Genomic DNA, 15,227 nt, shown 5'->3' on the forward strand with positions numbered 1-15,227 from the left:
TTGCTGCACATTCATGTGCTTCACAATCCATGCCTGCATAAAAATTATCTGTTCATGCAGGTTATCCTGTCCAATGTCTTTACAGAACTTACCAGACGATAAGTCCCTCGGGCTATATTTTACAATTTTATTACAGACCTGTCAATGGATTTCCAAAGTCTGAATCTAAAATTACTGTGAAAATATTATAAACTTTAACCGATTTTTTTATACATTTGTGACTAGAGCCTGTTTGAAAAAACCAGTTCTTTTTCTATTTTAGCTCCTGTTTGTCATACTTTTGTAAAATTTAGTTTCCGTACTCATACATATGCAGCTTGTGAAGGGCACGGGTAGCGGCAATGTATCTGCCCTGCTTTGCAAGTGCACTTGTATCCGCCTCTGGAAACAGAGAAAATACCTGGTCAAATTCCAGTCCTTTTGCAAGATAAAAAGTAGTTACAGTCAGTCCCTTGCAGAAGCTGGTGCTGTCCCTGTGGAGATAGGAAAAACGGTTCTCTGTGTCAAACCCAGCGGCTGCCAGCTTCTCCTTCAGAATACCTGCTGCCTTTTTTGCCTCTCCTTCTGTACGAAGGATCACTGCGGCGGTCTCAAACTGCTCTTCCCCAAGCTCCAGCTTCTTTATGATCTCATCCAGTGCCTGTTCCATAGACTGGGACTCTTTTCCCGGGAAGTGCTTCTCTTCCACAGGGGCGCCGTGACGCTCAAACAGATCCATGTCTGTAATGCCAGCCAGATGATTGGCGTAGGTCGCGATTTCCACTGTATTTCGGTAGCTTTTGTTCATCACGATCCTGCGGATATCTTTGCCGAAAATCTTCGGAAGGAATCCGATCACATCCTGGTTCTCATCCTCCATGGTCTGAGCCTTGTCTCCCAGAATGGTCATGCGGCAGGGGAACATCATCTTAATGATCAGATACTGCAGCCTGGAATAATCCTGCATTTCATCCACAACCAGATGCTTGATCCCATTGTGGCTGCTGTTCTGGCCAAGCAGACGGTATTTCATGTAAAGCACCGGATACACATCCTCATAGGAAAGCCTGCGGTCCGCCAGCTGTACATGGGGAAGTCCCGGATAACCGCAGCTTTCCAGGAAACGGCTGTACATCACATAGACATCCCTTGTCTCGTACATACCCATGAATTTCTCCATCACAAAGGCACGTTCTTCCTCATCCATATCGCTATCCCGAAGTGTCTCCACCTCGTCAATGAAATTCTCCGCCACAGCTTCCATACGGGAAAGCAGGGGAATGTCCTGGAATTTGAAATAGAACAGCTCGATGATCTCCTCTTCTTTCCTGGTGAAGTTCTTGTATTCCACATCATGGAAATTCATCAGCTCATCCTCTAATGTGGTAAGATAGCCTTCCATCTGGTTCAAAAATTCCCTGGACTGCTTCTCCTTGTAAAGAGAGGGCACATCCGGCATGGTCAGGCTTCTTTCGATCTGATCGTAGCGGTCCTCGCAGTCGGATACCGTATCCTTCAGTTCCTTATACGCAAACAGGTCAAAACTCATTTCCCGGATATTCTCTTCCCCAAGCTCCGGCAGGATATGGGAAATATAATCGGAAAAGATGCTGTTTGGTGACAGGATCAGAATGTTGGAGGATTTCAGATTCTTCCGGTCATGGTACAGAAGATAGGCAATTCTGTGCAGTGCAATGGAAGTCTTGCCGCTTCCGGCTGCCCCCTGGATCACCATGATCTTATCCTTGGTATTTCGGATAATGGCATTCTGCTCCTTCTGGATGGTGCGGACAATGTTCTTAAGAGCTACGCTTCCGCCGCTGCCCAGCTCTGCCATCAGAATCTCGTCATCGATTTTCACATCACTCTCAAACTGGTAGATCATTTTTCCATTACGGATCTTGTACTGCCATTTGGATGCAATCTCACCGGTGATAGTTCCAAGAGGTGCTTCATAGGAAGCAGGTCCCTTATCATAATCATAGAAAAGGCCGCTCACCGGAGCTCTCCAGTCGTAGATCAAAGGCGTATGTCCGGTTTCCTCTGCAAAATTGCCGATGCCGATATAAAAGATCTCAGGCTCATCCTCTCCTTCAAATATAAAATCCACTCTTCCGAAAAAAGGGGAATCCAGCATTTTGCGGAATCTTTTTCTCAGATGGATCTGCTGCTCATTGGCATTGATCTGATGGAGCAGTGCCTGCTGGTTATCAAAATTCTCATATCCGTACTGGTCCATCTCTGTATAGTTTTCCCAGTAGTATTCATGCATTCCCTCGATGTCCTTCTGGCCTTCCAGAATGGATTCGCTGATGTGCGCAATACGTGTTTTCAGTTTGTCTGTGACAAAAGTCAGAAATGCTTCTCCGTCTCTGTTGTCAATTGCCATATAATATACTCTCCTTCATCCTTCCATGGCTGGTATATTCATGGTTCCGCACTTCATATTTTGCGGAAACTTTGCTCCATTATACATTATCTTCCCCCAAAAGTATAGATAGAAAAACAGCAGTTTTTCATATATTTTTCTGAAAAACTGCTGTATATTTCTCACGTATTTTTCCTTGTTTTCAAATGGATTTTTGACGAACTATCTTGATAAAAAACTATCTGCAAAATGTGCGTGGCTTCTTATGCGCTCTGTGTCTTATCAAACTGGCTGTTATAAAGATCTGCGTAAAAGCCTTTTGCTGCAAGCAGCTCTTCGTGACTGCCCTGCTCGATAATATCGCCATCCTTCATAACCAGGATCAAGTCCGCATCCTTGATGGTGGAAAGCCTGTGGGCAATGACAAAGCTTGTTCTGCCCTTCATCAGGTTATCCATGGCCTTCTGGATCTGGACCTCTGTTCTGGTATCAACAGAGGAGGTTGCCTCATCCAGGATCAGGATCTTATTGTCTGCCAGGATTGCTCTTGCAATGGTAAGAAGCTGTTTCTGACCCTGGGAAACGTTGCTGGTCTCCTCGTCCAGGACCATCTGGTAGCCGCCCGGCTGCTGCATGATAAAGTTGTGGATGTGAGCCGCCTTAGCTGCTGCGATCACCTCTTCATCTGTGGCATCCAGTCTTCCGTAACGGATATTTTCCATAATGGTTCCTGAAAACAGCCATGTGTCCTGGAGAACCATTCCGAACATTTCATGAAGCTCGCTTCTGTTAAAGTCCTTTACATCATGTCCATCCACACAGATGGAGCCTCTGTTTACATCATAGAAACGCATCAGAAGCTTAACCATAGTGGTCTTTCCTGCGCCTGTCGGTCCTACAATGGCAATTTTCTGTCCGTCCTTTACCTTTGCGGAAAAATCATGGATAATAATCTTATCCGGATTATATCCGAAACTTACATGATTAAATTCCACATTTCCATTAAGACCTTTTATAGATACTGCGTTTTCTTTTATGGTTTCTTCCTCTTCCTCATCCAGGAACTCAAACACACGCTCGGAGGCTGCTGCTGAGGATTGCAGAAGGTTCGTTACCTGGGCAATCTGCTGGATCGGCTGAGTAAAGTTTCTGATATACTGGAAGAAGGACTGGATATCACCAACTTCAATTGCTCCCTTGATGGTAAACCAGCCTCCTAAAAGAGCAACCATAACATATCCAATATTTCCTACAAACTGCATGACAGGCATCATCATTCCGGAGAAAAACTGGGATTTCCATGCAGATTCGTAAAGCTTCTGGTTGTCCTTTTCAAATTCTGCAACTACATCCTCTTCCTTGTTAAATACCTTAACAACATTGTGTCCGCCGTAGTTTTCCTCAATCTGGCCATTTACCTCTCCAAGATATTTCTGCTGTGCCTGGAAATATTTCTGGGAGTGCTTCATAACAAAATTAATAATGATCATAGACAGAGGCAGTATCAAAAGTGCAGCCAGTGTCATCCACACATTAATGGAAAGCATCATTACGAATACACCGATCAGGGTTGTGACAGATGTGATCAGCTGGGTAATGCTCTGGTTCAGGCTCATCTGAAGGGTATCCACGTCATTAGTCACACGGGAAAGAATCTCACCATTTGTCCGACTCTCATAATAGTTCATGGGAAGGCGGCTGAATTTTTTGGAAATATCTTTTCTTAAATTATAAGTAACATCATTGGAAATTCCGGTCATCACATATCCCTGAATAAAGGAAAAGCAGGCACTTGTCACATATAGTCCAAGAGTCCATAAAAGGATATATCCGATTTTTCCAAAATCAATGCTTCCCGTACCGTTTACCTTGGCAACCAGACCGCTAAAAAGCTCTGTTGTTGCTTTTCCAAGGATTTTTGGTCCTACAATATTAAAAACAGTTCCGGCAATTGCAAAAATAAACATCAGCACGAAACGGAATTTGTAGCGTTCCATATACTGAAACAGCCTCTTCATCGCGCCTTTGAAATCTTTGGCTTTTTCCCCAGGCTGCATTCCACGTCCCCGGTGACCGCCCATCACAGGGCCTCTGGCTTTGTTTTCACTCATGCTAATTCCTCCTCTGAAAGCTGGGACATGGCAATCTGCCTGTAAACCTCGCAGTTCTTCATCAGTTCTCTGTGGGTACCTATGCCTGCCATATTTCCCTCATCCAGAACAATGATCTGATCTGCATTCAAGATGGTGCTGATTCTCTGTGCCACAATAATAGTTGTCGTATCTTCTGTTTTTTCCCTTAATGCTTTGCGAAGCCTGCTGTCAGTTTTAAAGTCAAGAGCAGAAAAGCTGTCATCAAAAATCAGGATCTCCGGTTTTTTCGCAATGGCTCTTGCAATAGACAAACGCTGTTTCTGACCACCTGATACGTTAGTTCCGCCCTGAGAAATCGGTGCATCATAGCCTTCCTTTTTCGCCTGGATAAAATCATCAGACTGGGAGATTTCTGCCGCCAGTTTTACATCCTCACTGGACATATCCGGCTTACCGTATCGAATATTGGAATCAATAGTACCGGAGAACAGCACTCCCTTCTGTGGAACATAGCCAATGCGCTCACGAAGATCGTGCTGAGTCATATCTCGAACGTCCACACCATCTACCTTTACGCTACCCTTTGTTACATCATAGAATCTTGGAATCAGATTAATAAGAGTACTCTTTCCACTTCCTGTACTTCCAATAATAGCAACTGTCTCTCCTTTGTCTGCCTTAAAAGCAATATCATTGATTACATTTTCTCTGGCGTCCGGATAGGCAAAACTTACATGGTCAAACTCTACCGTTCCTTTCTTCTGATTCTCCATAAGAACCGGATCTTCCGGATCATTTACTGAAGGCTCCATTTCCAGAACCTCGCAGATACGCCCTGCTGCAACATTGGCTCTTGGAAGCATAATAGAAATAGCTGTAATCATCAGGAAGGACATAATAATCTGCATAGCATACTGAATAAATGCCATCATATTTCCTACCTGCATATTTCCGCTGTCAACCCCATGTGCACCAAAATAAATGATTGCTACAGAGACACCATTCATGATCAGCATCATAACCGGCATCATAAAGGTCATACAACGGTTTACAAACAAATTTGTTCTGGTAAGATCACTATTTGCTTTCTCGAAACGTTCTTCCTCATGCTCTTCACGGCTGAAAGCACGAATAACCGGGATTCCGGTAAGAATCTCACGGGTTACCAGGTTTAATCGGTCAATGAGCGTTTGAAGTATGGTGAATTTCGGCATTGCGATCTGGAATAACACAAAAATTACAATAAGGATCAGTGCTACTGCCACTGCAAGAATCCAGGTCATAGAGGAATCTGTCTGCAGAACCTTGATTACGCCTCCGATACCAAGAATCGGTGCATAAAGCACAATTCGAAACATCATAGTCATAACCTGCTGTACCTGCTGTACATCATTTGTGCTTCTGGTAATCAAGGATGCAGTGGAAAACCTGTGGTACTCATTGCTGGAAAAGTGGATAACCTTGCGATATATATTATCTCTTAAATCATGTCCAAGGGCTGCTGCCACCCTTGCAGACAAAAAGACCACACATACTGCTGCCAGCATAATAAGCAGTGCCATCAGCACCATCCGTATTCCAGCATTCTTAATATACCTCATCTGAATAGTATCCAGATTTTCACCCATGGCCTGATATTCTGCTTTTACGCCACTTACCGAAGCCTGAGTAAGAATGGATTCCGGCATATCGGAAAGCTTCTCATCTACTGTCTCCAGCATCTGCTTCCTTGCTTCATCCGGCATATTGCCAAGAGCCTGCATAGGATCTGTTCCCTTAGGCATCTGCATTTTGGAAAGCATCATCTGGCTTTCTTCGCTTCCGGAAGTAAAAGAAGTATACATCATCAAGGGTTTGCACAAAAGATCGTTTAATTCATCCCTCTTATCCCCTGTAATAGTATTCTTCAGTTCATAAACATCACCATCCAGTACATAGGCATTTAAAACCTCCTTTCTGGTGTCTTCATCCATAAATATCTGCAGATCTTCCATGGTGCTCTTGCGCATTTTTTCCGGAACACCATCCGGAATACCGCCTTGCTGGATACCTACGTTAATAATCTTAGAGGTATAATCTGGCAAAGACAGATCACAGTAAGCCTGCAAAAACAGCAATCCAATGATCAGAACAATATAGCCTGCTGATTTTTTCAGATACTTCATTAATTTAATCATGCTTTGTTTTCCTTTCGTTGTTATCCTGCCCTATTTCTTCCTGACAGCTACTATTCCTTCCGCAAAAATGCCCCATTGGCATTTCATCAGGAGACAGCTCCGGTTCAGGCATTGCTGCGATATTTTCCTTAATCTGCTGACAAAATCTTCGCATCAGACAAAGCTCGCTTTCTGAGAAGCCACTCAGTATCTGCTTTTCGCCTTCTCTGGCCAGCTGCATTCCTTCTTTAATAATGGCATTGCCTGCATCGGAAAGATAGATTCTGCTCACTCTTAGATCCTTCTCATCCTGTCTGCGGATAAGGAGACCATTTTTCTCTAGGCGTTGAATACTGACTGTAACCGTAGGGGGTTTCACACCTAACTCCTGCGCAAGCTCTTTTTGGCTGCAGCCACCCCGCCTGTAAAGAACTGCCAGAATGGGAATCTGCCTTGGATGAATGCCAACCTTTTTTAATTTCACAAAGCATTTCTCCATATACATACGACTGATTTCCATTATCAGGCTTTGAATACTTTTCTCATTATCCTGTTCCACATTCTCACCTCGATTTCATATATTTCTCATTTAGTTAGACGACTAATTTTGTATTCTATACTTTTCTATAAGAAATGCAAGTGTTTTTTGTGCAGTTTATATTTTTTTTAGAATTTAGAATCTGATATTATGTTATTTTCAGATGTGTTTATTTCGTCAGACTAAGCTTTTATATTCTTCATCTGCCTTGAAAACCGGACAAAAATTGCAAGGAAACAAAAAACCGCCTGCAAATTCAGCTGAAAACTGAGTTGCAGGCGGTTTTTGCTTCTTATTTAAATAAACTGATTGGTTTGTTCATCATAATGATAATCGATGGAATCCATTTTCTCCAGCAATTCTTTTTTACGAAGCCCGCGGCAGGTACACAGTGCCTCCAGGGAATCATAATAATCCCGAAGCTGGGTGTTCACATAGCTCAGTAAGATCATTGGGTCCTTTGGTATCATAAGAATCTCCTTTGCAGGTTTATTGCTGCTGATCTTATTTTACCTTCACCACATACTCTCCATTCTCTACATCCAACACCAGTGTATCTCCTGTGTGGACTTCACCGGAAAGAATCTTACGAGCAGTCAAAGTCTCCACATATTTCTGCAGATAACGCTTCAGTGGTCTTGCACCGTAAACCGGATCATAACCATTGTCGATTACATCTTTCTTGGCTGCATCTGTAAGCTCCAGGGAAAGTTCCTGATCAGCAAGACGGTCATTGAGTTCCTTTACCATCAGGTCAACGATACTACCGATGTTATCTTTTGTCAATGGCTTAAACATAATGATCTCATCCAGACGGTTGAGAAATTCCGGGCGGAAATGTCCGCGCAAATCATCCATAACCTCTTTCTGAGCTTCTTCTTTAATCTCACCATTCTCATCAATACCATCCAGAAGATACGGAGATCCGATATTGGAGGTCATGATCAGAATTGTATTTTTGAAATCTACGGTACGACCCTGGGAATCTGTGATACGTCCGTCATCCAAAACCTGAAGAAGTACATTAAATACATCCGGATGTGCCTTCTCAATTTCATCAAAAAGAACTACACTGTATGGTTTACGACGAACGGCTTCTGTCAACTGTCCGCCTTCTTCATATCCAACATATCCCGGAGGCGCTCCGATCAGTCTGGATACAGAATATTTCTCCATGTACTCACTCATATCAATACGAACCATATTCTGCTCATCATCAAACAGGGTCTGTGCCAGGGTCTTAGCAAGCTCTGTTTTACCAACACCGGTTGGTCCAAGGAACAGGAAGGAACCGATTGGCTTCGTCGGGTCTTTGATTCCGGCTTTGGAGCGAAGAATGGCATCTGTAACACGGCGGACACCTTCATCCTGTCCGATCACACGTTTGTGAAGTTCATCCTCCAGGTGAAGAAGCTTTGCACGCTCTCCCTCTGTCAGTCTTGCAACCGGAATTCCGGTCCAGCGGGAAATAATACGGGCTATCTCATCATCGGTAACTACCTCATGAACAAGGCTTCTGTCACTTTCCTTAGTATTTCGCTCTTCAATTTCAAGCTGCTGCTGTAATTTAGGCAGCTCTCCATATTGCAGCTCGGAAGCTTTCTCCAGATCATAATTCTGTCTTGCAATCTGAATCTGCTTATTCATATCCTCAATCTGTTCACGAAGCTTCTGAAGCTTCTCTACAGAATGCTTTTCATTTTCCCACTGGGCTTTCTGTGCATTAAAGGAATCCTGCATTTCTGCAAGCTCCTTCTGAAGCTCCTCCAATCGTTCTTTGCTTAAGTTATCCGTTTCTTTTTTCAGGGAAAGCTCTTCCATTTTCATCTGATCGATCTTACGGCGCTGCTCATCCAGCTCGGTAGGCATAGAATCCAGTTCTGTTTTAATGAGCGCGCAGGCTTCATCTACCAGATCGATGGCCTTATCCGGAAGGAAACGGTCTGTAATGTAACGGTGTGAAAGAGTTGCTGCTGCCACAAGGGCACTGTCTGTAATCTTAACACCATGGAATACTTCATAGCGTTCTCTCAGTCCTCGAAGAATAGAAATAGTATCTTCTACAGATGGCTCATCTACCATAACCGGCTGGAAACGACGCTCCAGGGCTGCATCCTTTTCAATATACTGACGATACTCATCCAGAGTAGTTGCGCCGATACAATGAAGCTCACCACGTGCAAGCATTGGCTTAAGCATGTTGCTGGCATCCATGGCACCATCTGTTTTACCTGCGCCCACAATAAGATGAAGCTCATCAATAAACAGGATAATCTGACCTTCGCTTTTCTTAACTTCTTCCAACACAGCCTTCAGACGTTCCTCAAATTCGCCTCGATATTTAGCTCCGGCTACCAGAGCTCCCATATCCAGAGCAAAAATTTTCTTGTCCTTCAGTGCTTCCGGCACATCTCCTGCCACGATTCGCTGGGCAAGACCTTCTACGGCTGCAGTTTTACCAACGCCAGGCTCACCAATGAGAACCGGGTTGTTCTTGGTCTTACGGGAAAGGATTCGGATCACATTACGGATCTCGCTGTCTCTTCCGATAACCGGATCAAGCTTCTGGCTTCTGGCTTTCTCTACCAGGTCTTCACCATATTTATTCAGAGTATCATAGGTTGCCTCCGGATTGTCGCTTACCACACGCTGATTTCCACGAACTGTGGAAAGTGCCTGTAAGAAGCGCTCCCTGGTGATGCCGAATTCGCTCCAGATTTTCTTCATGCTGGGGCTTGGATATTTCAAGAGGGCAAGGAACAGATGCTCTACAGATACGTATTCATCTCCCATTGCCTTGGCTTCGTCTTCTGCATTTACAAGTGCTTTATTCAAATACTGTCCGAATCTAAGTTCACCACCGGATACCTTGACTTTGGCGTCCAGAGCGTTCTTTACTGTGTTCAGGAAGTATTCCTTATTTATTTCCATTTTCTCAATAAGCTTGAGAATCAGGCTGTCCTCCTGGGTCAGGAGGGTATATAACAAATGTTCCTGTTCAATTTCCTGGTTGCCATATTCGTAAGCAACCTTTTCCAGATCCTGAACTGCCTGTACAGATTTCTGGGTAAATTTGCTGATGTTCATAGGCTCTCCTCCTTCAGCTTATATATACAAATGCGCAGCCTGCGCGGCTCTTTAAAAAAGTAACTCGCGTGGGGCTGCGCTTGTAAGGGTTTCCTCATTACAGTTATTAATATAGCGCTTATTGTTAGCACTGTCAAGAGGTGAGTGCTAATTATTTTGTGAAGAATTTGTGAAAGCTACGAGCCATGCATTCCTCCTACCTTGTAATTTTCCAATCCGCTGATTGTCAAAGGCAACCACAGACTTCATATATTTGATACTTTTCTCCGGCAGTTGTTTTTGCTTGATAATTAAGTCTTTCAAGAATTCGCCTCAAGTAAACATATGAACCTGCACCAACACCACTTGCAAAAAGTCCTATTGCTATTCCAAGTTCTTTACGGTCTTCCTTAGAAATCACATGCTTATAAGCATCTAATTCTGGAAATGTCATGTCTGCAACAGTTGGATGGTATTGAATCAAAAATATTATGTCTCACTTTATTCTCTCCTTTACTACCGCATTTCAGGCACTTTCTCCTCATATTCCTGTTTCAATTCCTCTGCCAAATACGCATCGCTCATGCAGTGCATATCAGAAACACCATCACGGATCAGCTGATAGACCTGGGAATGATAAAAGAAATCCAATGCCGCATCCAGTGAAAGTCCCTGCTGTTTAGCAAAACATTCGATAACACGGCTATATTTTTTTTGAAGCAAAATTGGATTTGCTGTCATAGTGTTTCACTCCCTTCAAATCGCAGCAAAGACAGTGCTTTCTCTGTGCGGAAACATATTTGCAGGTTCGGCTTTTCATAACGCAAGCGGTTGATAGCTTCCGTTTTATCAATCAGTCCGTCAAAGAACCATGCCCGAAGTCTACATTGGGGCGAGAATGAACCAAATCCGGCTTTGCAATTTCTAAGAAAGAACCATGATAGAGAATCATACTTCCACACCCCTTTCTTTCATCACGTCAAGAAGGTCATCAACGATATATTCCCGGCTCTGGGTATGCAGCACTTCATATTCCGGCACAATGTAACCGTTCAGAATATCGCTTTGTTCGGTAAATGCCTGATAAACACATTCTGCATCCACGCCCAGCTTTGCCGCTACATTTTCAATGCAAAATACAGCAAACTCTAGCTCACTGGAATTTTTGATTTTTTCATCTGCCATAATCTACACCCCCTTCGAAATCACTGTTCTCAATTTAAACGCTTTTCTCCGTGATATGTAAAGTTTTCATAAGTTATGCCTTTTTCAGCTCTTTGTTCAGTAGTAATTCCGGTCTGATGATTTGAGCCTTCAGCACTTGAAAGTTGCGGAAGACCTTTTCTATTTTATTCTATCAAAACTTCTATTCTCTTACATTCGTATACGTTATATAAATAGGACACTGCTTTACAATACCAGACAAAATGGACACAGCAATCACGGTTTCTGGCAGTTTCATTTTAGACATTTCATTTTCCACATAAATTCATGCCATTATGTCAAATATCAAACATTTCCTTGCAAATCATTTTTCCACATGCTGTTCTGAAAATACTATGATAGGATTTTAAAGCAGCTTCTTTTGTCAAACCATCCTCCATGATATTTACCAAAAAATCAGCCTCTACCAATATCTGATAATCAATTTCATTAATATTATTATATGTGTGATGATGTGCGATCAAATACTGAACACGATCAGATATCTCTTGATCAAATCCTAATTTTTTAAGCAGTCTTTCTGCTATTGCAGGACCTTCTTGTTCCTGTAATTTACCATTACAATTTCCATATTTTTCTTCACAAAAATGAATTCCAATATCATGTGTCAAAGCTGCAGTTTCAATAGTAAATAAACATTTCTTATCTACATTTTCCGTTTCTGCTATTAACTTTGCATAACTATGCACTTTGCAGAAATGCTGAATTCTCTTTGCATCTCCTCTATATAATTCGATCATTGCCAAATGTAATTTATTTATCATCTAAAGCTCCTCCCCGTATCATCACAAACATTTAATTCAAAATGCTTTCTATTGGTTTTTATTATCTTTTCTTTTTGTAACTTCGATATCTCCGTAGACATTGCCGCGCGGTCAATACAAAGATAATCAGCCAGCTGCTGTCGGTCAAAAGGAATGTCAAATTTGACAAAATATTCCGATGTCCCCAAAGGTCTTCCTGAATAACAAGAACACAGCCGGATACCACAAGTCCCATTACTTCTGTAGAATCTCCAGCTCTGAAAATATAAGAATCTCGTTCTTTGGAAATTATTGCTGCATTTACGCAGTGCAGTATAGATATTATCTCGTTATCAGAAAGACCTTTAAAGAAAGGACTGTTTCTTAGAATTGGTAAATATTTTTTCAATATCATTTCTCCTGTTAGAAATCAAACATACAAGTTGTATTTATCATACTATAATTCTAACAGAAGTAAAAGGCAAAAGTATTATATTTTTAATTCAGATAGCTGCTTTGATTCTTTTCATTATAGCTACCTCTCTTTCATTTTACAGATACTCCACATAAAAAAGGGATCCTTCACTCAGTAAATTTGAATGAAATGATCCCTGATTTTCATGTAAATTGTACTTGGTTTTACATTACTTATTATACTTTATTTTTTTTAAAAATGTAAGCAGTTTTTATTTTTTATTCTCTATGCTTCTGCAATTACACATTATCAGTTATTTTTTTCAGCTGCGCCAAGATAAGCAATTGCCAATATAACGGTTATTGTTTCGCTAATCAGGAAACTCCACCATACCCTGTCTCTGGATTTTTATAAAAATCTTCGGCATTTCACATAGCTGGTATTCATTCTGGATTGCAGAAATCATTGCCTGCATTTACAGTTACTGCACGTCTCATAAATTATTAAAAACAATTTCACAAGAATGAATGTAAGAGGGCATGAATCTGATAGTAGATTCACGCCCTCTTACAAGTTATTTACTACATTCCATAATTATCTTCTCACATCTGTCATATCCTAATTGTGAGCTATTCAGGCACAACGTGTAATTGCTGGCTTTTCCCCAGTTCTGATCTGTGTAAAAATTATAATTTGTCTTGCGCCTTTTATCTGTATCCTCCATCATTTTAACAGCTTTCTGCTTTTCTACATTATATAAATCTGTGATGCACTGTATTTTTTCCGGCATATCCCCATGAATAAATACATTCAGCACATCATCCCGGTCTTTTAAAATGTAATCCGCATTTCTTCCAATAATCACACAAGGCTCCTTCTTGGCCAAATCCAGAATAACCTTTCTCTGTGCCTCATATACCATATCTTCTACAGATTTTCCTGTAATGTCGCGTCCGGCAAGTGCATATGCAAATAATCCTTTCTTCGGAGATAATTCTGCATTTTCCTGAATATATTCCGGAGACAGACCGGACTTTTCTGCAATCTGGCTGATAATATTTTTATCATAATAGGCAATTCCAAGCTTCCTGGCAACTTCTTCCCCGATAAAGCGTCCACCGCTTCCGAATTCTCTGCTGATTGTAATGATTCTTTTTGCCATCTCTGAACCCTCCTTAATTTAAAGCATCAACCTTATTTTTTCTGATTTTCTTTAAAAATACATATCCTACAAAGCATGAAATTATTTCAGTAATCGGAAATGCCCACCAGATCAGTGAGACTCCCATCTGGCCATTTCTGGCAAATACAGAAAAGATTCCAGCCAGTGGCAGAATAATAATAAGCTGTCTCAAAAGCGAAATAACCAGTGATTCCAAGCCGCCATTCAAGGCCTGATAGATTCCCTGATAAGCAATGTTAATTCCAGCAAACAGAAAGCTTACTGAAATTACTCTCATGGCACTGATAAAATATTCTCTTGACTGTCCCGCATTAAACAGAGTTGCAAATGCTCCCGGAAAAATCTCTGTGATTGCAATTCCTAAAATCATCAATACAACGGTATAAAGCAGACCATATTTGATTCCATCTCGAATTCTCTTTTTACTTCTCATTCCATACGCGAATGCAATAATCGGGGTAATCGCATCTCGCAGCCCAAAAGCAAGAAAGAGAACAAACTGCTGAACCTTATAGAATAATCCATAGGCAGTCTGTGCTGACGGATTAAACTTCAGAATCAAATTCATCACATAAACCATAATGGACATCAGAGCCTGAGCAATAATTGCCGGAAGTCCAATTGCATAGATTTCTTTTATAATGCCAGTATCCGGTTTCATGTATTTCGCCCCATGCCCAAATTCCTTATTCAGTTTGATATGAAAGATAAACAGCAATACTGCAGATGCTACCTGACCAATTACAGTTGCGTAGGCTGCACCTTTCACTCCCATTTCAGGACAAGATCCGATGCCATAAATCATAATCGGATCAAGGATAATATTTACAACCGCACCAACTACCTGTCCGATCGTTGAATAAAGAGAACGGCCTGTTGCCTGTAATAATTTTTCAAATAAAGAAAAGAAAATAATACCAAAAGAAATCACACAGCATATTCTCAGATAACTGACTCCCATTTCAAGCACTTTGGCATCAACAGTCTGTGATGCGATATATGCTTTCACGCCAAAAATGCCAAACAATAAACAAACTATATAAATAATTACGCCAAGAAACAAACTGTTTCCTGCTACCTTTGCAGCTTTTTTACTGTTTCCCTGTCCAAGTGTCCTTGCAAGAAGTGCATTGGTTCCTACACCTGTTCCGACTCCCACTGCTACCATAAGCATCTGCACCGGAAATACCAGTGTCAGGGCATTTAATGCTGCTTCACTGCCGACTTTCATATTTCCTACAAATGCACTGTCTACAATGTTGTAAACTGCCTGCAATGCCATGGATAAGATCATTGGGATTCCCATCTGGATCATCAGCTTATTCACCGGCATTTCTTTCATCTTGTTACTTTCTGCCATTTTGTTTTAGCTCCTCTCTTTTTTGGCACAAAAAAAGTGTGCACCTTGTCTCATAAGCTGGACTTACGCTAACAAGCTACACACTTTTTCATGGCAAATATT

At 41.6% G+C, this 15,227-nt stretch carries 12 protein-coding genes and 1 pseudogene; all 13 read right to left on the reverse strand.

The features are described 5' to 3' along the window. Nucleotides 1-289: 289 nt before the first annotated feature. The 13 genes and pseudogenes from OCV70_RS00740 to OCV70_RS00800 all read right to left on the reverse strand — a co-directional run bounded on the left by OCV70_RS00740 (nt 290) and on the right by OCV70_RS00800 (nt 15,125). The gene (locus tag OCV70_RS00740) at nt 290-2,368 is read right to left on the reverse strand and encodes a HelD family protein (protein WP_117850610.1); all 2,079 of its coding nucleotides are present in this window, start codon (nt 2,366-2,368) and stop codon (nt 290-292) included. 242 nt (nt 2,369-2,610) lie between these two features. Beyond that, nucleotides 2,611-4,458 carry an ABC transporter ATP-binding protein gene (locus OCV70_RS00745; RefSeq protein ID WP_021924763.1) on the reverse strand — a complete coding sequence of 616 codons (1,848 nt, stop codon included), beginning with the start codon at nt 4,456-4,458 and terminating at the stop codon, nt 2,611-2,613. Then, nucleotides 4,455-6,617 (reverse strand): ABC transporter ATP-binding protein, encoded by a 2,163-nt coding sequence (locus OCV70_RS00750; RefSeq protein ID WP_021924764.1) that lies wholly within the window; start codon nt 6,615-6,617, stop codon nt 4,455-4,457. Before OCV70_RS00750 ends, OCV70_RS00745 begins: the two co-directional genes overlap by 4 nt. Further along, complete coding sequence (locus tag OCV70_RS00755) at nt 6,610-7,080, reverse strand: MarR family winged helix-turn-helix transcriptional regulator (RefSeq protein ID WP_262578986.1); 471 nt, start codon at nt 7,078-7,080, stop codon at nt 6,610-6,612. Before OCV70_RS00755 ends, OCV70_RS00750 begins: the two co-directional genes overlap by 8 nt. A gap of 350 nt (nt 7,081-7,430) precedes the next feature. Further along, entirely contained in the window at nt 7,431-7,604 is a 174-nt protein-coding gene (locus OCV70_RS00760) for a DUF4250 domain-containing protein (protein ID WP_021924766.1), read from the reverse strand. Nucleotides 7,605-7,638: 34 nt separating this feature from the next. Beyond that, the gene (clpB, locus tag OCV70_RS00765) at nt 7,639-10,221 is read right to left on the reverse strand and encodes an ATP-dependent chaperone ClpB (RefSeq protein WP_021924767.1); all 2,583 of its coding nucleotides are present in this window, start codon (nt 10,219-10,221) and stop codon (nt 7,639-7,641) included. Nucleotides 10,222-10,447: 226 nt separating this feature from the next. Beyond that, on the reverse strand, nt 10,448-10,684 hold the full coding sequence (locus OCV70_RS00770) for a hypothetical protein (protein ID WP_262578988.1): 237 nt from the start codon (nt 10,682-10,684) through the stop codon (nt 10,448-10,450). Nucleotides 10,685-10,716: 32 nt separating this feature from the next. Next, nucleotides 10,717-10,941, reverse strand: a complete 225-nt coding sequence (locus OCV70_RS00775; protein ID WP_262578989.1) for a DUF3791 domain-containing protein — start codon at nt 10,939-10,941, stop codon at nt 10,717-10,719. Nucleotides 10,942-11,148: 207 nt separating this feature from the next. Next, nucleotides 11,149-11,388 (reverse strand): DUF3791 domain-containing protein, encoded by a 240-nt coding sequence (locus OCV70_RS00780; protein ID WP_262579169.1) that lies wholly within the window; start codon nt 11,386-11,388, stop codon nt 11,149-11,151. Between the two features lie 314 nt (nt 11,389-11,702). After that, nucleotides 11,703-12,188 (reverse strand): HD domain-containing protein, encoded by a 486-nt coding sequence (locus OCV70_RS00785; RefSeq protein ID WP_262578990.1) that lies wholly within the window; start codon nt 12,186-12,188, stop codon nt 11,703-11,705. Next, nucleotides 12,185-12,576, reverse strand: a pseudogene (locus tag OCV70_RS19510) (helix-turn-helix domain-containing protein). Before OCV70_RS19510 ends, OCV70_RS00785 begins: the two are co-directional and overlap by 4 nt. Nucleotides 12,577-13,156: 580 nt before the next feature. After that, on the reverse strand, nt 13,157-13,744 hold the full coding sequence (locus tag OCV70_RS00795) for a cytidylate kinase-like family protein (protein WP_262578991.1): 588 nt from the start codon (nt 13,742-13,744) through the stop codon (nt 13,157-13,159). Between the two features lie 13 nt (nt 13,745-13,757). Next, the gene (locus OCV70_RS00800) at nt 13,758-15,125 is read right to left on the reverse strand and encodes an MATE family efflux transporter (protein WP_262578992.1); all 1,368 of its coding nucleotides are present in this window, start codon (nt 15,123-15,125) and stop codon (nt 13,758-13,760) included. Nucleotides 15,126-15,227: the final 102 nt, after the last annotated feature.

Source organism: Blautia acetigignens (genome assembly GCF_025566865.1).
GTDB lineage: Bacteria > Bacillota > Clostridia > Lachnospirales > Lachnospiraceae > Blautia_A > Blautia_A acetigignens.